Below are 24,125 nucleotides of genomic sequence, written 5' to 3' on the forward strand. Positions count from 1 at the left end.
CATTACCATCATTAGTACTTAATTGATATAATGATTATAAGGAAAAGGGATATGTCTAATGGGGGTGGCGTGATGTTCGAGGGAAAATGCTTAATTGTTGAAGGCCGTTCGGATAAGCTTCAAATTGAACCTATTTTAAGTGAAGATGTCACAATACTTTGTACGAATGGTACAATTGGTGTGCATCAATTAGAAGTTCTGCTTGATCCATATGAAGGCTGTGAGCTTTATACATTTTTTGATGCAGATCCATCAGGTGATAAGCTGCGGGCATTAATGGACAGACATTATCCAGAGGCAGAGCATTTACGTACAATGCCAACGTATAAAGAAGTCGAGACAACTCCGAGAAAGGTATTAGCAATGATATTGCTACGAGCACATTTCTCAATCCATAATCAATTTATTTTGTAAGGTTGCGTGAAAAAATGGAAGAATGGTCAAAAGAGCAGTGGGTCGCGGCTGTCCAGTCGGGTGAAAGAGCTGCCTTTTATTTATATACACCTATGTGTGGTACATGTGCAGTTGCATCGAAAATGATGATGATTATTGAGCAATTACTGCCAAGGCTTCAAATCGGCAAAGCGAATTTAAATTTTGTCGAGGAGATTGCTTTAGATTACGAAATCGAGAGTGTACCATGTCTACTCGTCTGTGATGGCGGAAAAGTGACAGAAAAAATCTATGCATTTCAATCCGTACCATTTTTATACGAATTGTTAAAAAAATCAATTGACTGAAGTTTGCTAGCATGGTAAAGTAACAAATATATTACTAAAACATTAAATATATCGAGCTCTTATGAAGAGTGGCGGAGGGAAGTGCCCTATGAAGCCCGGCAACCATCACAAAGTGAAAAGGTGCCAAATCACCCAAAGATTTATCTTTGAAAGATGAGAGAACGGTTGAGCGTATAAATACGTGACCCCTTCTACTTGTCTGTGAGTGAAGGGGTTTTCTATATGAGAAAAGGAGTATTCGCTATGATCCAGCTTCAAAATATTACGAAGAAATACAAAACCGCAAATGGCGAATTAACAGCAGTCAAAGACGTAAACCTTGCCATTAATAAAGGTGAAATATTTGGCATTATCGGCTATAGTGGCGCTGGTAAAAGTACAATGATTCGTTTATTGAACGGTTTAGAAAAGCCTACATCTGGTAGGGTGACGGTTAACAATCAAGAGTTTTCATCTATAAAGGGGCAAAAGCTAAGAGATGCTAGACAAAAGGTAAGTATGATTTTCCAGCATTTTAATCTACTATGGTCTAGAACGGTCGCTGAAAATATCGCTTTTCCACTAGAAATCGCAGGTGTTTCAAAGGCACAGCGTGATGCACGTGTGAAAGAATTGATTACCCTTGTTGGTTTAGATGGTCGTGATCAGGCGTATCCATCACAGCTATCAGGCGGCCAAAAGCAACGTGTCGGCATTGCTCGAGCACTTGCCAATAATCCAGAGGTTTTATTATGTGATGAGGCAACCTCAGCACTCGATCCAGAGACTACGGATGCAATTTTGGATTTACTTGTTGATATTAACGAGCGTATAGGATTAACAATTGTATTAATCACACATGAAATGCACGTTATTCGTAAAATCTGTCATCGTGTAGCAGTAATGGAGGCTGGCGAAATAGTAGAACGTGGTGAGGTATTACAAGTATTCCAAGCACCACAAGCTGCTATTACGAAAAAATTTGTGTCTCAAATTACAGATACAAAGGAAACACAGGAGACGGTTGCTCAAATAAAAGCAAATTATCCAACTGGACAACTTGTTAAGCTAATTTTTGTCGGCGAAAAAACAGAACAGCCCGTTATTTCACACCTCGTCAAGCACTTTGATGTAGAGGTCAGTATTGTACATGGTAATATCTCTCAAACGAAAAACGGTGCTTACGGTACACTTATTGTGCAAATTGATGGTACTGAGGCAAATGTTGCCGATGCACTAGGTTACTTAAATACAGTCGAAGTACAAACGGAGGTGATTGAAAATGCTAACTAATCTCTTTCCGAATGTCGACTGGGAGCGAATGTGGGCTGCTACCTATGAAACGCTATATATGACAGCTATTTCAACCGTAGTTACATTCATTCTTGGATTAGTAATTGGAATCGTATTATTTTTAACAAGTCCACATCAACTTTGGGCTAATAAGATTGTTAATTTCTTAACAGGATCACTCGTAAATATTTTCCGTTCGATTCCATTTATCGTGTTAATTATTTTATTAATTCCTTTTACGAAATTCATGCTCGGCACAATCCGTGGAGCCAATGCTGCGTTACCAGCATTAATTATTGGTGCTGCACCATTCTATGCACGTATGGTATTAATTGCATTACGTGAAATTGATAAAGGGGTAATCGAGGCGGCTCGTTCCATGGGTGCCAAAACATCTACTATTATATGGAAAGTGTTAATTCCAGAATCATTACCTGCGCTTATTTCAGGTATTACTGTAACGGCTGTAGCGCTTGTTGGGTATACAGCAATGGCTGGAATTATTGGTGCAGGCGGGTTAGGAAACTTAGCCTTCTTGGACGGCTTCCAGCGTAATCGCTCAGATGTGACATTAATGGCAACTATTCTAATCTTAGTAGTTGTATTTATTATTCAATGGATCGGCGATATGATTACAGCTAAAACAGATAAACGTTAAAGGTTATTTCGGTTTCCTACCGTTAACATATTTTTGAACAACATAAAAGGGAGTGTAATAAAATGAAAAAGTTATTAGCAGGATTATTCTTATCAGTATTAGTACTAGCTTTAGCTGCTTGCGGTGCTGGTAAAAAAGATGATGCGAGCTCAGGTGCATCAACAGAAGATAAAACAGATAGTAAAGAAAATGTGACATTAACTGTAGGTGCTTCTAATACACCACACGCAGTAATTTTAGAAAAAGCAAAACCGATTTTAGCTAAAGAAGGTATTGATCTTAAAATTGAAACGTATACAGATTATGTATTACCAAACCAAGATTTAGACTCTAAAACACTTGATGCTAACTATTTCCAACATATTCCTTATTTAGAGCTTCAAATTAAAGATAATGGTTATGATTTCGTCAATGCAGGCGGTGTTCACATCGAACCAATCGGCATCTACTCTAAAAAATATAAATCACTTGATGAGCTACCAGAGGGCGCAACAATTTTACTTTCTAGCTCAGTTGCAGACCACGGTCGTATGCTTTCATTATTAGAAGCAAAAGGCTTAATTAAACTAAAAGATGGTATTGATAAAACAGCAGCAGAAATTAAAGATATCGCTGAAAACCCTAAAAACTTTAAATTCGATGCTAATACAGCACCTGAAATGCTTGTGCAAATGTACGAAAATAATGAAGGTGACGCAGTACTAATTAATTCTAACTTTGCTATCGATAATGGCTTAAATCCAGTGAATGATTCAATTGCTCTTGAAGATAAAGAGTCTCCATATGTGAATATTATTGCTGTTCGTGCGGGCGATGAAACAAAGAAAGAGATTAAAAAATTATTAGAAGTGCTAACATCAAAAGAAATCCAAGACTTCATCCTTGAAGAATGGAAAGGTTCAGTTGTACCAGTTCAATAATCATTATTTTATAAAAGGGTATGTGAGTGTTTAAGCTTACATACCTTTTTTGTTGTTGGGATTTTAGTAGTATAAAAGTCAATTTTTTGTAAAGTAAATCAAAAAAATATTATATTTTGACAGAAGAGAAATGATATTTCCAATATTTTTGTATAGAAATTGAGTAGTATAATTTATTACTATAGTTCTGTTGTTTATATATGAAATAAGTGATAGAAAATAGTAAAGAGATTGAAATACCTCTTACATCAATATTGGAGTGAAACCAATGAGTAAAATAATGAGTACAGAAGATGTCATGCAGGAGCATGAAGTTAAACGATATTTTGAAATTTGGCGTGAAAGTGTTATACGATCACGACTTACATTTACGGCAGTTTTTTTAAAATTAGCGCATCCCTTACAGCTGCCTACCACTCATAATAAAATAACTACCTTTTTACAATTAAAAATCCGCAAAACAGATTTACTTTTTCAATTAGCTGATGGAGAGCATTGGGGGATATTCTTTTTACAGAGTAGTGATGTAGAGGCAAAAGCCTTTCTGAATCGGATTTTTGCTATTTTAAAAGAAGAGAAGGAATTTAATCATATAACATTAAAAGCATCTATAACGGAAATTAGAAATAATAATGTAGACTTTGAAACCTTGATAGCTAAAAATAAGCAAAAATTAGCAGATAATGAACAATCAACATGGTCCATAGTACAAGTCGAGGATTATCGTGAGCAACCAAATGAGCAGGTGAAGGTTAGTATCCTTGAACAAAATCCTATTTTTAGAAAAGTACTTGAGTCCACTCTTAACCAATTAGATATACCTCATTTTACATTAGCAGTAACTGCCTATGAAGATGGCTATAGCTTTTTACAGTCTGATACCTATAAAACTGGACATATGCATTTAATTGTAATGAATGATATTTTACCTCGTAAAAATGGTTTAGAAATTCTTCACATTTTACGAAATATGCCTAATGAAAAAAAATTTATAATATATATGATGTCAGAGCGAAATTCCGAGATAGCCGCACTAAATGCCTATGAGGGTGGCGTCGATGAATACATTGTCAAACCATTTAATTTGCGTTTACTAGAGGCTAAAATTAAACGAACTTTTGCGAGGTTTTGGCTATGATAGTGCTGTCTATTTCTTTTCTTCTAACGATAATAGCCATATTATTACTTGTACTTTTATTCTTTATGATGTATTTAATTTTCCAGCGTCAACGAGAGAGTCTGTTTAAAAAAAGACGGGACAACTATTTACAAAACTATTCACAGTTATGGTATAACTATTTGTTTAATGATGAGCCCTTCTCAATGGTGCTTGTCCCTCGTGGAAAGGCCCAGGTCGAAGCAATTGAAAAGATTTTTTCCTCATATTTAAAAAATTTAATGAATGAAAACGTGGAGAAGGTTATTAAAGAATTTTCTAATCTTTATTTAAAAAAGTTTTATGAGCAGGATTTGTCAAGTAAGCACTGGAGTATTAGAATGAATGCTTTATATCGAATTGCTGATTTACAGATCAATGAATTGCTAGATACATGTCAGCAATTTGAGAAATCCAAAATTTCAGAGGAGGAATATTTTCAGCTGTTAAAAATATATTCACTCTTTCAACCAGATTTGTTTATGGAAAAAATTAAAGGTCAAAATGCCATGTATTCTGAAAGTGAATATAGAAGATTGTTTGTATTGCTAGAGGATGATGTATTTATTCGTTTTTTTGATGAGTTTGATAACTTGCCTCTCAGTATTCGATTTGCAGTCATTGATACAGCAGCGGTAAAAAGAAACATGCAGTATATTGATAAACTAAAGCATTTATTAACCTCTGATATCGCTGAAATAAAAATACGTGCACTAAAAGGTCTATTTGAAATAGGGATAATTGATGAAATTGACTCCTATATCCCTTTTGTGACATCCGATATGTGGGAAGCTAGATTAATGGTTGCGAAAATTTTTAAACATGCGCCTCTTACTTATACTTATGCTTATTTAGAGCAGCTTCTTCAGGATGAAAATTGGTGGGTTCGCTCACAGGCAGCGAAGACAATTGCAGAGGATCGACAAGGAATCGAAAAATTACAAGAATTCATTGAATCCTCAAACGACCCATATGCAATCGAAAGAGCGCAAGAAATAGCTGCAAGAAAGCAGGGAGACAAATGAAGTTTTTAGATTTTTGTATGTGGTTCTTTGGCGGTGTTATTTTGTTTTACATGCTGTTTGTTATTACTTCTTACTGTACAATGTTCGTTATTGCAATGCTGGATTTACGGAAGCGCTATAGGTTAGATCCCTCTGAATATGATGATGCACATATTGATGCCTTTTATTCTAAACCGGTATCATTACTTGTCCCTGCTTATAATGAGGAGGTAGGGGTAGTAGATACTGTCTATTCATTGCTAAATTTACGATATCCGCAAACTGAAATTATTATAATCAATGATGGATCTACTGATACGACGCTGCAAACCGTGATTGAGCATTTTCAGATGAAGCCTGTTAATAAAATTGTGCAAACTAATATTCCAACAAAGCAGGTTAGGCAAATTTATGAATCTCAAATATATAAGAATTGTATTTTAGTGGATAAGGAAAATGGAGGTAAGGCTGATGCATTAAATGTAGGTATTAATGTATCTCAATATCCATATTTTTGTTCCATTGATGGCGATTCCATTTTAGATGAAAAATCTCTGCTCCGTGTGATGAAGCCTATTATATTATCTGACGGTGAAGTGATTGCGGCAGGAGGGAATATTCGTATTGCCAATGGAGCAAAGATGCAGTTTGGTTCTATTTATGAAACACAATTACCGAGTAATTACTTAGTCATTATGCAAGTAATCGAATATTTACGAGCATTTTTAATGGGACGCATCGCTTTAAGTAAATTTAATCTTGTGCTTATTATTTCAGGAGCCTTCAGTGTTTTTTCTAAAAAATGGGCTGTTGAAGCAGGAGGCTATTCAACGAATATTATTGGAGAAGATATGGAGCTGGTTGTAAACATCCATCGCCTGATTAAGGAGAAAAAAGAAAATAAACGCATTGAATTTGTACCAGATCCTGTGTGTTGGACAGAGGCACCACAAACATTAGCAGTGCTGCGAAATCAACGAAGACGCTGGCATCAAGGATTGTTTGAAAGTCTGTGGAAGCATAAGAAAATGACGTTAAATCCAAGATACGGATTGATAGGTTTTATTTCATTTCCGTATTTTTGGCTAATAGAATGTTTAGGGCCAATAGTGGAGTTAGGCGGATATATATATATTGTTATCGCATTTTTCTTAGGGAAAATTTATTATGAGATGGCGGTAATGCTCTTATTACTTTTTGTTATATACGGTGTAATTTTTTCAGTAGCTTCCATCTTATTCGAGGCCTGGAGCATGAATACTTATCCGAAAAAAAGAGAGCTTTTACGCATGATACTTTTAGCGTTTACAGAAATCTTTTGGTATCGACCACTTACACTTTTGTGGCGCTGTGAGGGGTTACTTCGATTTATTCGAGGAAAAAGTGATTGGGGTAATATGAAGCGTGTTGGCATTGCTGAAAAGGAGAAAAGTGTATGAAGCGAATTTATGTAGGGGTTATCATTCTTCTATTTCTTATTATTACGCCTATAGTATTGTGGTATTTGGAGGATGATAAACCACTAAACGTCGCCATTTTAGACAAAACAGTTCCAAATGAAACCTATCGAGAACATTTAGGGGTGAATTGGTTTTTAAACCATTATAAATATACATTGGATGGTCAACCATATGATGTAGAAAATGATTACTATGGTACACTTCCAAAGGAAAAAACAAAACAGGTTACAGAAAAAAATTTTCCAACAGACTATAGTAATTACGATGTCATTTATTTGGCTGATACGTATGGTGTTTATAAAGATGATTTATACGAAGAGAAGCGCCTTGGTCAACGTTCTGAAAAAATTGTTGGCGGATTAGAAATGGAAGAATGGCAATCCATTGTTGCTCGATTAGCAAATAAAAAGAAAAGTATGCTAATTGCAGAATATAATACATTTGCTTCACCAACATCGGAGGCTGTTCGAAAAGAGCTGCAGGATTATTTAGGTATCTCATGGTCTGGATGGATTGGACGTTATTTTGATGAACTAGATTATCATAAGAATTTAGAAATTCCACAATGGGTCATTGATGAGCATGGTGATAATTGGCCCTATAAAGGTGGAGGTTTTTTACTATTTAATGAAAAAACAGAGAAGCTGCTTGTATTAGAATTGGACAAACATGTAAAAACGGAAGGCATTCAAGTCCAGTTTACCAAAAAGGGAGAAAAATTCTTTAATTCCTCAGCAAGTGCTGACTATGGCTATTGGTTTGATATTATTACCCCTAAATATAAAGAGGATGCACTAGCAAATTATGAATGGGACTTAACTCAAGAAGGAAATAAACTCTTAACGGAAAACAATATTCCAGAGCAATTTGCAGCAATCGTATCTCAAAATAAGCAGTATACGACAAGTTATTATTTTGCAGGAGATTTTAATGATGTATCTCGTGCTCCTAGTCTTTATAAAATAAAAGGACTTCCGACTATTTATAAATATGCAGAGAAGTTTGCAGATAGCTCCTTCTACTGGTCTATCTATATTCCTGTCATGCATAAAATATTTGATGAATTTGAACACAAAGAGATTCAAAAAACTGTTAATACTGAAACGTTTAATTACAATGCTCGAATTCAAGGACAATCCTTTGAAGTTTTAAAGGATGGAAAATGGAGGCCAATTGTCTTTAAGGGCGTGAATATTGGTATGGGGAAACCAGGAGCATTTCCGGGCGAAGCAGCTATTACCGAAGAGGAGTATTATCAATGGTTCCAGCAGATTGCTGAAATGAATGCAAATACGATTCGTGTCTATACATTACATCCACCAGGTTTTTATCGGGCACTTGCGAAATATAATGAGAAAAATCTAGATAAACCATTGTATATCCTACATGGTGTGTGGATTAATGAGGAAGGCTTAGCAGAATCTCTGGATGCTTACAATGAAGAAACGCTAAAGGATTTCCAATTGGAAATGAAGCGCATGGTAGATGTTATCCACGGTAATAAATATGTTGAACCAAAAGTGGGACATGCCTCCGGGCTATATGATGTAGATGTATCAAAATATGTTATTGGGTGGGTATTGGGAATTGAATGGTACCCTCAAATGGTTGTTGGTACAAATGAAAAGCATGCTACCATTGGCCAATATAATGGGACATATTTTGAAACGAAAAATGCAACACCTTTTGAGCATTGGCTAGCGGAACAAATGGATTTAATTACTGTATATGAAAAGGACAAATACAATTGGTTACGCCCAATGAGCTTTACAAACTGGGTAACAACTGATTTACTCAAGCATCCATCTGAGCCATCTGAGGATGAAGATTTGGTAGGCGTTAATCCAAATGTCATTTTTACAAAAGGTGAGATGCAGTCACCTGGACAATTTGCTTCATATCATGTTTATCCATACTATCCAGATTTCTTCAACTTCGATAAAGACTATTTAAATTATGTAGATTTTCGAGGAAATAAAAATAGTTATGCAGGCTATTTAAAAGAGTTGCATGAGGCTCATCGTATGCCAGTGCTAATTGCGGAATTTGGCATTCCTGCCTCTCGTGGAAAGACACATGAAAATGTATATGGGTGGAACCAGGGACAGATGTCTGAGCAAGCACAAGGTGAAACGCTTCAACATTTATTTGAAGATATTATGCATGAGAACCTGCTAGGAGGGCTTGTCTTTACATGGCAAGACGAGTGGTTTAAGCGAACATGGAATACGATGGATTATGATGATCCAAATCGTCGCCCATTTTGGTCTAATGCACAAACGAATGAACAGCAATTTGGTTTATTAAGCTTTGATAGATTTAAAGTGAAGGTAGATGGCAATACAGAAGAGTGGAAAGGTACACAATTATATGATACTACACCATCTGATTCTACCGATTTTGCTGTTGATTATGATGAGAAATATTTGTATTTCAAAATGAAAAGTGATGTTTTACAAAAAGCCTCGCCTCGTATTTTACTTGATGTAGTACCAGAGCAAGGAAATACATCAGCAACATCAATAAAAGATATGAAATTTTCAAATGGTGTAGATTTTATAGTGGAATTAAATAAAGATGGAAATTCTCATATGATCATTGATGAATATTACGATTTTTATGATTATTTCTATGGATATCGCTTAAAAATGATTCCTCCTCGAATGGCAGCTGTTACAAAAAATAGTGGGAAATTTGCACCGATTTACTACGTTTTAAATAAACAGCTGTATTTACCAGAGCAAAACATTACAACTGACTTTAGTTCTTATGAAACAGGAAAATTACTTCAAGGAAATGCCAATCCAGAAGCGAATGATTATAATTCATTGGTAGATTACACTTGGACAGAGAATAATGTGATTGAGCTACGTATCCCTTGGCTACTCATTCAGTCAAAAGATCCAAGTCAGCGCGAGTTTATGGGAGATTTATATAAAAATGGTGAAAAGGCTTCTGTGAAAGTTGACAATATTTTTATTGGTGCCTTATTTGTAGATAAAGAGGGCAAGGTTATTCAATCCTTGCCAGAAGCAAAAAATCATGTTTTACCCCCACTTACAGCTTATTCATGGGAAACATGGGATGCTCCAAAATATCAAGAGCGGTTAAAGCAATCCTATTTCATATTGCAAAAATTATTTAAAGAATACTAGAGAACTTAGGGTAGTAGTTTCTACCCTAAGTTTTTTTGTCCCATTTAAAAAAACTTTATTAATATCTATTTTGAGGATTATCTTCATGCGTTTCGAAATTAAACTACTTCCATGTATTCAACGATTGCTTCTTTAACAGTCCTACTAGAACAACTACTACGAATGGTTATTTTAATTATACTTCATTCTACCTTCCTTTTTGTCCAAACAATTGTATTCAATATGAATAACTTATTTATAGGAGAGGAGGTGAATATAAAATGGCATCATTTGAAATTGGCTCGAGAAGTCTTTTCAATTTCCGAAACGAGCGCTTTTTCCTATTAGTTGAAGATGAAATTACAGTTCCAGATAAAGGTGTGGAGATTGATCCAGTTAATATCTATGAGATTGACCAACAAACTTTCAATTTTATTAGAGATGAAGGAGATACACCTGTGGTTAGACCAGTTATTAATCTTCCACCTGTACCACCTGGATTTGAATTAGAACGAAAATGTATTTTTACAGTTGATAATGCATACTACGTAATTTATGATTTAGAAAATGGAACAGATACCAATGTTTTATTAAGGATCGGTGCAGCTTTATTTAACTCCATGAGAAATTCTGGTGTTCGTGAATGTATTCCTCAAGATTTCATTAACTAAATGTTATTGCCCTTTTAAATGTAAGGGTACAAAAAACAAGCGACTAATTTTATTGGCTGCTTGTTTTTTTATTTTGAAGGTATTTATGCATGTTTAACACTTCGAATTTAAACAACTTTATTATTTTTTGACAATTATAAACAAAAAAGTGCTTGAAGTATTCATGGAGATTAATAAAAATATATATTTATGTAGTAAAATGTAGAAATAATATAGTTCTAAAGGATTGTGTTTATTATTTGTTTTCAGAAATATATTATTTAGTAGTTATTTTTTCGTTCCACAAGTGGAATGTTTAGAAATTGTTTAGTTATATTTAGTACTATGTATATATTGTAAAAGTCGTTTTCGCATATATTGGGATCACAATCTATTTTTATTTAAATGAAATTATATTGAAATACAAAACCATACAGGTAAATCGAAAAGAATTTGAAAATGTGAGTATCCCAACAATTCAAGATAAAGGAGTAATTTTTTATGGGGATAAGGATTGATTCACCAATAGTAGCTTTAACAAAGAAAATTTATACAAAAAAAGCGGTAATTGGAGTAATCGGACTTGGCTATGTAGGGCTGCCACTAGCGCTAGAAATCACTAGTAAGGATTTTCAAGTAATTGGCTTGGATAAGGATCATGGAAAAATAGATAAATTAAAGGCAGGTCATAGCTATATAGCTGATATATCTAATGCAATTATTCACAAGGCTGTTACTGAAGAGAAGTTTGAGCTTGCAAATGATTTTTCTAAACTAGCACACGCTGATGTCATTATTATTTGTGTACCAACGCCAACAACAGCAGATGGAGCACCAAATATTTCATATATTGAAAAAGCCGCTATAGCCATTCAACAAAATATTTCTACAAATACACTGATTATTCTGGAAAGCACAACTTATCCAGGTACTACAGAACAAATTGTCCAACCAATTCTGGAAAAAAGCAATTTTGTAATTGGGCAGGATATATTTTTAGCTTATTCACCTGAACGTGTCGATCCTGGAAATGTGAATTTTTCAGTTTCAAATACACCGAAAGTAGTAGGCGGTATAACTGAAGCATGCTTGGAGGTTTCAAAGCTCTTTTATGAAACAGCGCTTAATACAAATGTATTTACTGTCACAAGTCCGAAGATAGCAGAAATGGAGAAGTTATTAGAAAACACATTTCGTCAAATAAATATTGCACTTGTCAATGAATTAAGTCGTATTTGCCATAAGATGGATATTGATGTTTGGGAGGTCATTGAAGCTGCTTCGACAAAGCCTTATGGTTTTATGCCCTTTACTCCAGGTCCTGGTGTTGGTGGTCATTGTATACCTGTGGACCCAAAATATTTATCGTGGGCCAGCCAACAGCATGGTATTCCGGCAACTTTAATAGAGGCTGCCGATAAAATTAATGATTCAATGCCTAGTTTTGTAGTTGATAGATTAAATAGATATTTAGTAGCACAGAACAAAAAACTAGATGAAGCAGAGATTGTGGTAATTGGTGTCGCATATAAGCCAAATATTAATGATTTCCGGGAATCACCCGCATTACAAGTAATTGACGAGTTAAAGAGAGCTCAGTGTGAGTTAAAGATTGTTGATCCGTTTATTGAGTCATTTACGATAAAAGAGGAAGTTTTTAATACGTTGTTGTTAACAGAGACCTTAGTTCAAAAAGCAGATGCAGTATTAATTTTAACAAATCATAAAAATATTGATTATGCCTTAATTGATCAACAGGCTGCATTAATTTTTGATACAAGAAATACCCATTTTTTATTTAAAAACGAAAAATATTACAAACTATAAGGGGAATTTTGTAGACATGAGACAATTAAAACTATGTAGTCTACTGTTCATTTTATTGTTAGCTGGATGTCAAACTTCTAATGAAGATCATCAAGTCAAACCTGTAGACTCGACGATTGAGATTAAAGAGCATGAGGGGACGATGAGTGCTGTTTATAGTCATGCCAGTATACTTGACCAAAAGGTTGCAATTACCTTTAACGGGCTTGCAGATAATGACACTATGCAAAAGCTTTTAAAGGCATTAGATCAGTCCAATATGAAGGCAACTTTTTTTGTGGAAGGTATGCGAATAGCACAGGATCCTGATTTAGTAAAGGATATCTTAGCAAGAGGACATGAAGTAGAAAATGGAACATTAACGTTTCCCGAAATGGCAGATTTAAGCTATGAGGAAACCTATAAGGAAATTTTCTTAGCAAATGAAGTATTTGAGGAACAATTAGGGTATACGCCAAAATATATTCGCAGCCGCTCTGGTGACTCGACAGATAATATGCGTTTAGCATCAAAAACATTAAACATGAAGGGTGTCGTTGAATCATCTATTAATCCGAAAGATCGCGATATGCAAAGTGCAGAGGAGATAATGGATTATATTCATCGTTTTATTAATAGTGGATCGATTATTCATTTAAATACGTACATTAATCCAGCGGTCATTGATGTGATTCCACTATTGTCCCAATATGGAAAGGATAAGGGATATGTCTTTACGACATTAACGGATGTGTTAGATGAACAATATATTGCCAAACCTTTGGAGGAAATTGATGGCTATGATGCTATTAAAATAAATCCAGATTATCAAAATGTTAAACCTAATATATTCTATCGCAAAAATACTACTAAAAAAGAAATTGCTTTATCCTTTGATGATTGGGCTAGTGAGGAAAGAATTAAAGAGATTTTAGATATTCTTGATAAATACAATGTAAAATCAACCTTCTTTTTAATTGGGAAGGGTGTGGAAAAGGATCCTCAATTAGCAAGATTAATTGTAAATAGAGGTCATGAGGTTGCGAGTCATTCTTACAACCATCTTGATGTTACGACCATGACCCCTGAAGAGCTACAGGAGGATGTGGTAATGGCACACAAGGCATTAACATATGCCATCCAGGAAAAACCTTTACTATATTTTAGACCAAATAAAGGTGTAATTAATGAAGAATCTGCAAAAATTATTACTGCAACAGGTGTTACTTCGATTGCCATGTATGATATCGCATCCTTTGACTGGAATTTAGAGTTATCAGCTCAGGATATTTATAATCGTGTAATAAGCAGAGCTGCTCCAGGAAAGGTAATTGTTATGCATATTTTAGATGGAACGAAAACAGTGGAAGTATTACCATCAATTATTGAAAAGCTTCAAAAAGATGGGTATAGCTTTTCAAAGATGTCTACTTGGATTGAAGAAGATTCGAATAAGAAAGTGAATTGATAATCATGAATAAGAAAAAAGAGGTCTTAACGATACCACGCTCTGATCGGCGAATACTATCAAATATTCCTGATCCGGAAAATATACGAAGCCTAGTTAATCGACGAGGTGCTTCCTATCAAACAGAGGAAATCGACCCTACAGATGTCAATGAAATATATCGTTTACAGCTTCTAAGTCTACGTTATGTAACCAATTTTGAAGTACAAATTAAAAGGGCTAGGAAAAAAGTAAATAATGAAAAGCATTATGCAGAGGATATTTCTGTTACTGGTATTCTCATCTATTCAGTAAATCCAAATAACTTATTAATGGATGAAATTATTACAATGAATTTCACTATTCCTGGTGGAGCGATGCCAGAGGGCTATGAGTCTAAAGTAAATTTAAAGGCAAAAGTCGTTCGTTCTTTTATGAAAGAGGTAGATGGTGAAATAAGGTACTATCATGCTTGTGAATTTTTGGAGCCGCTAAACGAATATATGACAAAAAAGCGCTGGGGACTTTCAATTTTTGTAGCAAGTCTATTTCTATTGATTGTTTCAGTTATAGTCATGCTGATGCGGGCTGAAAGTGTTATCTACTTTAAATTTAATAAGTTTCTATATTTATATAGTATTATTGCAGCGACATTTCTTTTAAGCAGATATTTATTTGGGATTTTCTATAGAAATGTTCCGATAAATCCTAATTTTGAACCGGGTGTTTCGATTATAATTCCTGTTTTTAATGAAGAAGAATGGATTCATCGCACCATTTTAAGCTGCATAAATCAGTATTATCCTGTAGATAAATTAGAAGTTATTGTTGTGGATGATTACTCAACGGATAGGACTGAGGAAAAGGCCAAGGAAATGATTGAGCTGATTCATGGTGAGGGTGGACGCTTTAAAACAGAGGATCGCTTAAGCTTCCATAAACTACCCCAAAATGGTGGGAAACGTGAGGCATTAGTGGCAGGTGTACATCTTGCAAAGCATGATTTAGTCGTTTTCGTAGACTCAGATAGTTTTTTAGAACCTCATGCTATCAGAAATTTAGTGCAACCCTTCCAGGATCCCCAAATGGGTGGTGTAGCTGGACGAACAGAGGTTGAAAATAAATTCACCAATGCATTAACGAAATTACAAACAGTTCGCTATTATATAGCCTTCCGTATAATGAAGGCAGCTGAATCTTGGTTTGATACGGTAACATGCTTATCTGGACCGTTAGCATGTTACCGAAAAGATTTGATTTTGAAAAACGAGACAGCATGGCTAAATCAAAAATTTCTTGGGCAGCCTGCAACCTTTGGTGATGACCGAAGTATGACGAACTATATATTAAAAACACATCGCACAGGCTATCAGGATAATGCTGTATGCTCTACGATTGTTCCATCAGAGTCAAAGGTTTTTTTATCGCAGCAAATGAGATGGAAGCGGTCATGGCTGCGTGAATCATTAAGGGCATTTTTATTTATGTGGAAGAAGGAACCCTTTATGTTTCTGTTTTTCATTATCGGCTTAATTGTGCCGATAGCAGCTCCTATTGTGGTTGTCTACAATTTAATTTATGTACCAATCATGCATGGTATTTTCCCAACTACGTTTTTAATGGGTCTGCTATTAATGGCTATGCTGATGAGTTTGGCCCATCTTTTTTTTAGAAGGAGTAAATTGTGGGCATTTGGCTTTATCTTTGTCCTTTTCTATGAATTTATTTTACTGTGGCAAATGCCAGTTGCATGGGTTACTTTTTGGAAATCTACGTGGGGCACAAGAGAAACACCTCAGGATGTCATAGCGAAGGAAAAGAAATTGGAGAAGCAAAAATTACGAAAATCCCGATTTTCGATTCTAAAAAATAGAAAAATGGGTGAGAAGGAATGAGTGAAAAGAATGTTGTATTAAATCCAGCTAAAAAGAATCGAAGAAAAATAATACGCTCCATAGTTCAATTAATCATCGTTATATTTTTAGCAGTCGTTTTAATACGTGTCGTATTTTTGACAGAAAAAAGGGTAGATGAAAAGATTCCATTGGAAAATAAAGATGGGTTTATCGCCTTATCGTATTTTGGTGTGAGTAGAGGCGACTCCCCTAAATATGTTTCCAAGAAGAATTTAAAAGAACAATTAGCATTGCTTGAAAGACAGGGCTATAAAACAATTACACAGCAGGATATTCTAGATTTTTATGAAAAAAACAAGCCGCTTCCAGAAAAATCCTTGTATTTATCATTTGAAGACGGTCGTACGGACTCTAGTATCTTTGCCCAAAATATCATGGAGAATCTAAATTATAAAGCGACGATGTTTACGTATGCGAATAAAATGGATACGCGTGATAACAAATTTTTAAAGCCGAAAGACTTGTTATTGATGGAAAAAAGCGGGTATTGGGAATTGGGATCTAATGGCTACCGGTTGACCTATATTAATATTTATAATGATAAAGGACAGTCATTAGGAATGATTGACGAAAATGATGTGCCAAATAAAACGACAATTGAATATTATAATCACTATTTAATGGATTTTCTTCGTAATCAATATATGATCCCGAGTGAAACACGTCAGGAAATGGAAGCACGAATTAAAAAAGATTATACATCGATGCATGATATTTATAAAGAGGAATTAGGAGAGGTCCCAAGAGCTTATGCTATTATGCACGCTAATTCCCTCTATAATAATATGGAGCCGCTAGTACAAAGCGTAAATGATAAGCAAATTAAGAAAACCTTTAGTATGCATTTCAATCGCGAGCAGGGAGCCTATAATAAGGCTGATGCTGGACTTTACAATCTAAGTCGTTTGCAGGTATCTCCATATTGGTCTACCAACCATGTGATGATGAAAATTCGTCAGGCAAGTAAGCAAAATGTGGCATTTGAAGTAGGTGATCATGAATTAGCTAAGAAATGGTCAATTGTTAATGGTGCTGTACAATTTAAAAACAATGAGATGACAATTACATCCTCCCCATCTAGTGAAGGGCGAGTGCTATTAAAGAAAACACTGCCAGAACAATATACTGCTAACTTTGCTTTTAAAGGAAATGTGGTTGGACAGCAATCTATTTATTTAAATTATGACGAAAAAAATAATAGTTATATTCGTGTGGCTCTAGTAGATAATGACATTGTTGTTTCTGAAAAATCACCTGGAGCTGGTGTTGTTGAGAAGGAACGTTTCGCATTAAATGAAATAAAGTGGAATGAAGAGGAGTATGCATTTAATAAAGCGACTGTCTACACATATCAGGATACGCAAAAGGGCTCTAGAATAGATGAAGAAGAATACCCAAGAAATCTTACAAAAAAAAGAGTATTTAATATTGCAGTAAATAAAGATAAAATAACAATAGATGTAGATAAGGAATTGTCCAAAACAATTGAAATAAACCCTGCAATCCAAGGCTCTCAGATTGGATTTGGTGCGTTGTTCAGCAAGAAGGATACCTCCCATGAACAATATGCAGACGATATTTATGATACATTGGTCGAAGATGTTTTAATTTCAGATAAGAATGATCAAACAATTTTTACTAACCAATATACGAATTTCGATAAAGTAAAGTATAAAACAGTGACAATATTCAATCGAGTAGTCGACTTCTTTATTGAAACCTTCTAAAACGGGGGGAAATTAGATTCAAGTGAAAAACTTTTTGTTGTTTATCTGTATAGTCCTATTAATTATCACGGCTTGTAATAATAGCAAAGAAGCACCTGCTGAGGCAAAAGAGGAGCTGAAGGATAAGAGCAAGCTTCAATTATCCATTTGGTTGCCTGAATGGCAAAAAAAATCAGCTTTTGAAGATGTGAAAAAATCGCAGCAGGGCTTACAGGATATTCGCGTTTTTGGTGCCTATTTTAATAGTAAAGATCAATTATTATTTACTGAAAGCGCAATAGAAATGTTGAAACAAACACAGCAACAATTTAATGAAACACATCATGTGATGCTTACGTTAATTAATGATTATGTTACAGATAATGCCCCATCTGTTCAGAAGGATAGTACGTTATTACATCGCCTGCTACAAGATGCGTCAACTAGACAGCAACATATTGATAATATTATGCAAATTGTAGAGCAATACAATTTGAAGGGTATTGAAATTGATTATGAGAAGATTTCAAAAGAGGATCTTCCAAAGTATGTACTTTTCCTAGAGGAACTCTATCAGCAGCTATTGAAAAAGGATGTTACTTTACATGTTGTCTTAGAGCCACGATTCCCATTCGATGTAAAGCTACCAGATGGACCGAAATATACTGTAATGGCCTATAATGTATATGGCTATCATAGTGGTCCAGGTGCGAAGGCTACTTTTTCATTTTTAGATGATTTAATGAAAAAAATTGAAAAATCCAACCAGGATCTAGCGATTGCCTTTGCTACTGGTGGCTTTAAATGGGTTAACCAAGGCAAAACGGTTGCCATAACGGAGATTGAGGCAGAGGAATTACTGACTAAAACGAAAGCGGTAAAGCAACGAGATAAAGCAAGTGGTGCAGCCTATTTTAGTTATTTAGATGATCAAAATGTTAAGCATGAAGTTTGGTATGCTGACCAGGAAACACTTGAAAAATGGGTCTCCTATGTTCATAAGAAAAACTACAATAATGTTGTTTTATGGCGTGCCGGAGGTTTAGGGTCAAAGACGATACAATGGATTGGTGAACAAGCAGCAGAGGGACGCATAGCAAATACGAAGCAATAAAAAAATCGCCAGCAATGGCGATTTTTTATTGGAATTGGGATAGGCGTGAAAAAAAGTTTGTGACGAAGTTTAAAAATATTTTTTCTGAAGGTGCTATTTCACGGTTTATAGGTGATATAATGCCGACTGTTCTGGGAATCGTAGGTGATTGAATAGGCACCTTTACGGTGAAGCGAGCAGCTGAGTCGTATAGTGAGCTTTCAGGTAGCAGGCTAACCCCAATACCTGCAGCAACTAGCCCCTTTAGTGCATCTAAATCCTCACCCTCTGAGATAACGTTCGGCAGAAAACCAGCAGCACGACAGGCATCCATCGCTACCTTATGTAATATATAACCATCTGGGAACAGCACAAATAAATCATTTCGCAATTCAGCCAATTGGATGCTTTCCTTCTTCGCTAAGGGATGGTTGGCTGGAAGTAATGCAGCGATATTCTCCGTAAATAAAATTGTTGACTGTATGGATTCATCCTTCGGGGGAAGAGGGCCTAAAAAGGCTAAGTTTAACTCCCGATTTTTGACAGCATCAATTAAAAAGCGGTAGGAGCCCTGACGAAGTTGAAATTGTAGATCAGGGTATTCTCGTTTGAAGGCTGAAATAACCGTTGGCAGGACATAGCTAGCCAAGCTTGTGGGAAAGCCAATTTTTATCGTACCTTTCGCAGGATCTAAGTATTCTTCAACCTGTTTGGCTGCAAAATCAATAGCTTTTAAAGCAGTAATCGTATGCTCAAGAAATATCTTTCCAATTGGTGTTAATTTGACATTTCGCCCCACACGTTCAAATAGGGGTGTCCCTAATTCATCTTCTAAATTAGCAATTTGGCGGCTTATTGCAGATTGAGCAACATGAAGATACTCTGCCGCTTCTGAGATATGCTCACGCTCAGCAACTTCAACAAAATAACGTAATTGACGTAACTCCAATAAATTTCACCTCTATTAATCGAAAAATAAGATTGATTATACACCAATTATATAATATTTAAGATAAAAAAGACTCAGATGTTTAAAAAATATAATGACTGCATAAAAAATTGCCCCTTTAATTAAGTATGTAACTAGCATCAAAATCTGTTAGTAATTTGAGAGTTGGTTCTTGTAAGATAAGAATGAGGTGGGTTCATGATAAAGAAGGGCATAAGCTGGCTGCTAATACTAGCAGCTATCATTATAATAGCTTTATTTATATTTAATGATCAGGATACAAGTAAAACAAAAATACAAGCAACAGATGGCATTTTGAATCTATCGAGGATTACTACTGAAGAGAAAATGATTGCCCTTTCTGGTGAGTGGAAGTTTAAAGGTGGGCAGTTTGTGGAACCAACAAATTTTCCAGACAACGCTGAAACAGAAATAGTTCCTGGCCCTTGGCGTGAAAATGTGAAAGTTGGAACATATCAGCTAACTGTAGACTTACCCTCTCATTTTGAAAAAGTGGGCCTTCGTGTAAGAAATATTTGGTCCGCCCATCGATTGTACATTAACGATAAAGAATATGCATCTTATGGAACACTTGGCCTAACAAAAAAAGATTCTGAGCCAAGTAATCCAGTGTATGAGGTTTATTTTACACCGATTTCTAAAACAATCACGATTACTTTGCAGGTAGCCGATTTTTATAATGCAAGGCATGGCATTATTTTTCCTATCGATATTGGTGACGCAGATACTATGGCTAATGATGTTATAAAGGATGTTTTTTTAGAAAAAACGACTATAATAGTGCTATTTATTTTCTCAATCTTTCATTTTTGTTTGTATTTATTAAGAACAAGAGATAAAGCTTTTTTTTACAGTGCGATGTATTTTTTTACACTAGCCATTTTAGTATGTACTCGTGGCGAACGCACCTTATATAGAGAATTTCCTCATCTTACATTTGAATGGTATTTTCGCTTACAAGATTTTACCACTTATATAAATGCGGTTATGCTATTCTTTTTCTTTGTCTATATTGTCGAAGGCATGATGAAGCGAAGAATGGCGATAGTATTAACATTGCCTCTAATTATTTATGGAGTTGGAGCACTCCTTCTTCCAGCGAGATCATTATCAAATCTACAATATGTGTTTTTTGGGTATATTAATATGCTAGCGCTGCTGATTGTTGGGAGATCTATTTATTTATTTTTCATAAAAAGCACTCGAATTCCCAAAAATGAATTAATTACCTTGAGTGCAACGATGCTAGCTCTCTTTATTTTTAGTTTAAGTGGCACTTTTGATCAGCTGTTTTTTTCTGGGAGAAATGTTTTTAATCGGATTGGCTTATTATTTTTCGTATTGGGGATGAATGTTTTTTTAGCAATGCGGCTTATTAATCGAACGACAGAGGCTGAAATTTATAGTGAGCGTCTAGAGAAAGCAACGATTGGTAAGGATTCCTTTTTAGAGGTTACGACAAAGGAACTGGAGCAACCTATTTATCATGCTTTGAATGTAACCAAGACATTATCAACTCAACAAACATCTACAGCACATCGACTGCTGGAACAACAGCTTGAACGATTGCTATATCTAGTAAGTGATTTAAAAGATTTCACAAGAATTCGTTTTCAAGATTTTCACATTGATGTACATCCCATCAATATTCAAATGGTTGTTCAGCATGTATTGACAATGCACGAACGCACTATGGAAAAGGCCAATATTCGTTTATATACGCATACAAATGCCAAATTATTAGTTCAAGCGGATGAGCAAAGGGTAGGTCAAATTTTTTACAGGATTATAGAGACCGCTATTGCTCATGCAGGTAATGGAGAAGTTGTCCTTACGATTTTACATTTAGATACAGATGTAAGAATAACAGTAGAGGGAACAGGTCCCGAAATGATTCAACAAATTGCAGCGGATGAAACCGGTCAATCGATTGGTAAGGCCATTATAGAACAAATGGGTGGAAGCTACTCAGTAGATCTATTACATAATGGTATACGGTTTCTTTTAACATTACCATTTGGTGGGTATGAACAAAAATTGGAAAATAAAAGGGCCATTCCTGCTCTTGTTTCGTTAATTGAGATGAATGGATCTCTGCCTAAATTGCTCATCGTTGAGGATGATGTTATCCATGCAGAGGTGTTACAAAGCCTTCTCCAAAGTCATTATTCTATTCACCTAGCTTATAGCGCTGATGAGGCACTTAGGGCCATTGAGCAACAAGCACCAGATTTTTTATTTATCGATGAGATTATGCCTGGAATGAATGGTATTGCTCTTACTAAAAGAATCCGCCATCAGTTTAGCTTTATTGAGCTTCCAATTATTATGATGATGACGAATGAATATCCTACGAATATATCGCTTGTATTGGAATCAGGTGCAAATGATTATATTCGTAAGCCAGCAACAAAAGAAACGCTGTTAGCTCGTTTATCGGCTATTGCGTTAACAAAAGAATCAATAGAAAAAGCGATAGAGCACGAAATGGCCTTTCTCCAAGCACAAATTAAACCTCATTTCTTATATAATGCACTTAGTAGTATTATTTCTTTTTGTTATACAGATGGAGAGCGAGCGGGACATTTATTAACAATGCTTTCAACTTATTTGCGCTATATTTTTGAATCAGGTAAGGAAGGGCACAGTGCAATCCTGGAGCAAGAATTGGAAATTATTCGAGCTTATGTAGAAATTGAGCAGGCCCGCTTTGGTAGTAGACTAAGTGTTTCGTTTCATATCGATGAGACAATAGATACAACGAAAGTAGAGATCCCAAGTTTACTTATTCAACCGCTTGTAGAAAATGCAATTCGCCATGGTATTTTTGAAAAAGAGGGAAATGGGTCAGTCACAATCCAGATTCAGCAAGAAGAGGCTATTCTTCAAATTCAAGTAATTGATGATGGGGTTGGTATGACTGAGGAACAAGTGGCAGCCTTGAGTAAGGGTGAAAATTTGAACTCCAGTGGCATTGGATTTACGAATGTATTACGTCGTGTAAAGGAAATACCAAAAGCTACTCTTACCATTGCATCTTCTCTAAATGCTGGCACGACAATGACATTAAGACAACCGTTAAAGGAGCATGAAAATGTGGAGAATTATTATGGTAGAGGATGAGCAGCCTATTTTAGAATTGCATAAACGTTTACTAGAGAAAGATAGTTTATTTGAAGTCATTGCTTCCTTTACCTCTTCAATTGAAGCGGCAAAAGAAATTGCAGCAATCACCTGCGATGCCATTCTTTTAGACATCGAAATGCCTAAAATGAATGGTCTTGAACTTGCGTCTAATTTGGTAGAAGAAGGCATTGATGTTCCGATAATATTTTCGACTGCGTACACAAAATATGCAGTAGATGCTTTTCGAGTTCAAGCGTTAGATTATATTTTAAAACCAATAACGCCAAATACAGTATTACGGCTAGATGAAAGACTTGCCAAATACTATGGTAGGCAGCATCAGCAAGTTTTGACAAAGCTAGAAGTAAGACTAAGTGGAGATGTTGGAACACGCATGAACGGAAAGGCTATAAAATGGCGAACAAGGGTGACAGAGGAGCTCTTTTATTACTTGCTGATAAATGAAGGCAAAGTAGTTTCTAAATACCGAATTTTAGATGATATTTGGCCAAATCTTGATGAAAAAAAGGCAATAGCAAATCTTTATAATACAATTTATCGACTTCGTCAGCTTTTTAACGAATTGAGTGTCCCGATTCAAATAGAGCGGGTAAATGATGGGTATGAGTTAAGAACAAATGAGTCTGTTGAAATTCAATATGAATCTGATCAAGATGCATTTTTGCTTGAATCAAAGGGATATTTATGGGCCTATAATTATAAAATATCATAAAGGTATAGAACACATTGTTTTTGAAGAGATATTCGACATTTATTATGTTGGATATCTCTTCTTTATAATTTGTAAAATTACTGATACTAGTTTCTAGTAATTTGTTTCCTTTAATTGATTCCATTCTAAAGAAAAAGGTTATAGTATAGATATTGTTGTTTATGCAAATTTGTCACAAAACCGCTACAATTAACGCTTTCTGCGAGGTTTTCACTATGTTGCTAGATGAAATTAATTCTCAATTAGAGTTAATTCATTGAAAATGAAGAAAGTTGATTCTCATTGTCAATAACGGTTAGCAATAATCTGAAAATGCTTACAAAGTCCTTGTTTT

General features: G+C 35.2%; 18 protein-coding genes and 1 riboswitch. Of the genes, 17 read left to right on the forward strand and 1 reads right to left on the reverse strand.

Annotation, left to right across the window (positions count from 1 at the left end; all coding sequences use genetic code 11):
• Nucleotides 1-72 precede the first annotated feature (72 nt).
• From AC1RNS_RS14895 to AC1RNS_RS14965, 15 genes are all read left to right on the forward strand, one after another.
• Entirely contained in the window at nucleotides 73-414 is a 342-nt protein-coding gene (locus AC1RNS_RS14895; RefSeq protein WP_492993727.1) for a hypothetical protein, read from the forward strand.
• 14 nt (nucleotides 415-428) lie between these two features.
• Nucleotides 429-740, forward strand: a complete 312-nt coding sequence (locus tag AC1RNS_RS14900; protein ID WP_492993729.1) for a thioredoxin family protein — start codon at nucleotides 429-431, stop codon at nucleotides 738-740.
• 56 nt (nucleotides 741-796) lie between these two features.
• A riboswitch (SAM riboswitch) is annotated at nucleotides 797-900 on the forward strand.
• Nucleotides 901-983: 83 nt separating this feature from the next.
• On the forward strand, nucleotides 984-2,012 hold the full coding sequence (locus AC1RNS_RS14905; protein WP_492993839.1) for a methionine ABC transporter ATP-binding protein: 1,029 nt from the start codon (nucleotides 984-986) through the stop codon (nucleotides 2,010-2,012).
• On the forward strand, nucleotides 2,002-2,670 hold the full coding sequence (locus AC1RNS_RS14910; protein WP_492993731.1) for a methionine ABC transporter permease: 669 nt from the start codon (nucleotides 2,002-2,004) through the stop codon (nucleotides 2,668-2,670). Before AC1RNS_RS14905 ends, AC1RNS_RS14910 begins: the two co-directional genes overlap by 11 nt.
• A 62-nt stretch (nucleotides 2,671-2,732) precedes the next feature.
• Nucleotides 2,733-3,590 (forward strand): MetQ/NlpA family ABC transporter substrate-binding protein, encoded by an 858-nt coding sequence (locus AC1RNS_RS14915; protein ID WP_492993733.1) that lies wholly within the window; start codon nucleotides 2,733-2,735, stop codon nucleotides 3,588-3,590.
• Between the two features lie 268 nt (nucleotides 3,591-3,858).
• On the forward strand, nucleotides 3,859-4,728 hold the full coding sequence (locus AC1RNS_RS14920; protein ID WP_492993734.1) for a response regulator: 870 nt from the start codon (nucleotides 3,859-3,861) through the stop codon (nucleotides 4,726-4,728).
• Nucleotides 4,725-5,771, forward strand: coding sequence for a HEAT repeat domain-containing protein (locus tag AC1RNS_RS14925; RefSeq protein ID WP_492993735.1), 1,047 nt, complete (start codon nucleotides 4,725-4,727; stop codon nucleotides 5,769-5,771). Before AC1RNS_RS14920 ends, AC1RNS_RS14925 begins: the two co-directional genes overlap by 4 nt.
• The gene (locus tag AC1RNS_RS14930; protein WP_492993737.1) at nucleotides 5,768-7,189 is read left to right on the forward strand and encodes a glycosyltransferase family 2 protein; all 1,422 of its coding nucleotides are present in this window, start codon (nucleotides 5,768-5,770) and stop codon (nucleotides 7,187-7,189) included. The genes AC1RNS_RS14925 and AC1RNS_RS14930 overlap by 4 nt, the downstream gene beginning before the upstream one ends.
• Nucleotides 7,186-10,365, forward strand: a complete 3,180-nt coding sequence (locus AC1RNS_RS14935; RefSeq protein ID WP_492993738.1) for a hypothetical protein — start codon at nucleotides 7,186-7,188, stop codon at nucleotides 10,363-10,365. The genes AC1RNS_RS14930 and AC1RNS_RS14935 overlap by 4 nt, the downstream gene beginning before the upstream one ends.
• A gap of 260 nt (nucleotides 10,366-10,625) precedes the next feature.
• A complete protein-coding gene (locus tag AC1RNS_RS14940; protein ID WP_492993740.1) occupies nucleotides 10,626-11,015 on the forward strand; it encodes a spore coat protein in 390 nt (129 codons plus the stop codon).
• A 480-nt stretch (nucleotides 11,016-11,495) separates the two neighbouring features.
• Entirely contained in the window at nucleotides 11,496-12,821 is a 1,326-nt protein-coding gene (locus AC1RNS_RS14945; RefSeq protein ID WP_492993741.1) for a nucleotide sugar dehydrogenase, read from the forward strand.
• A gap of 16 nt (nucleotides 12,822-12,837) precedes the next feature.
• Nucleotides 12,838-14,268: a polysaccharide deacetylase family protein gene (locus AC1RNS_RS14950; protein WP_492993742.1), complete on the forward strand. Its 1,431-nt coding sequence runs from the start codon at nucleotides 12,838-12,840 to the stop codon at nucleotides 14,266-14,268.
• Between the two features lie 5 nt (nucleotides 14,269-14,273).
• Nucleotides 14,274-16,142, forward strand: coding sequence for a glycosyltransferase family 2 protein (locus tag AC1RNS_RS14955; RefSeq protein WP_492993743.1), 1,869 nt, complete (start codon nucleotides 14,274-14,276; stop codon nucleotides 16,140-16,142).
• A complete protein-coding gene (locus AC1RNS_RS14960) occupies nucleotides 16,139-17,890 on the forward strand; it encodes a polysaccharide deacetylase family protein (protein WP_492993744.1) in 1,752 nt (583 codons plus the stop codon). Before AC1RNS_RS14955 ends, AC1RNS_RS14960 begins: the two co-directional genes overlap by 4 nt.
• Nucleotides 17,891-17,912: 22 nt before the next feature.
• Nucleotides 17,913-18,983 (forward strand): glycosyl hydrolase family 18 protein, encoded by a 1,071-nt coding sequence (locus AC1RNS_RS14965; protein WP_492993745.1) that lies wholly within the window; start codon nucleotides 17,913-17,915, stop codon nucleotides 18,981-18,983.
• A 25-nt stretch (nucleotides 18,984-19,008) separates the two neighbouring features.
• Here the strand turns inward: AC1RNS_RS14965 and gltC are convergent, their stop codons facing one another.
• A complete protein-coding gene (gltC, locus tag AC1RNS_RS14970; protein ID WP_492993747.1) occupies nucleotides 19,009-19,911 on the reverse strand; it encodes a glutamate biosynthesis transcriptional regulator GltC in 903 nt (300 codons plus the stop codon).
• A 198-nt stretch (nucleotides 19,912-20,109) separates the two neighbouring features.
• On the opposite strand from gltC, the gene AC1RNS_RS14975 reads away from it, so the two are divergent.
• Together AC1RNS_RS14975 and AC1RNS_RS14980 are read left to right on the forward strand one after the other, a co-directional pair.
• Nucleotides 20,110-23,055 carry a histidine kinase gene (locus AC1RNS_RS14975; protein ID WP_492993749.1) on the forward strand — a complete coding sequence of 982 codons (2,946 nt, stop codon included), beginning with the start codon at nucleotides 20,110-20,112 and terminating at the stop codon, nucleotides 23,053-23,055.
• Nucleotides 23,027-23,791, forward strand: coding sequence for a response regulator (locus AC1RNS_RS14980; RefSeq protein WP_492993750.1), 765 nt, complete (start codon nucleotides 23,027-23,029; stop codon nucleotides 23,789-23,791). Before AC1RNS_RS14975 ends, AC1RNS_RS14980 begins: the two co-directional genes overlap by 29 nt.
• Nucleotides 23,792-24,125: the final 334 nt, after the last annotated feature.

The sequence above is a fragment of the Lysinibacillus sp. GW821-FHT14F06 genome (assembly GCF_058803665.1).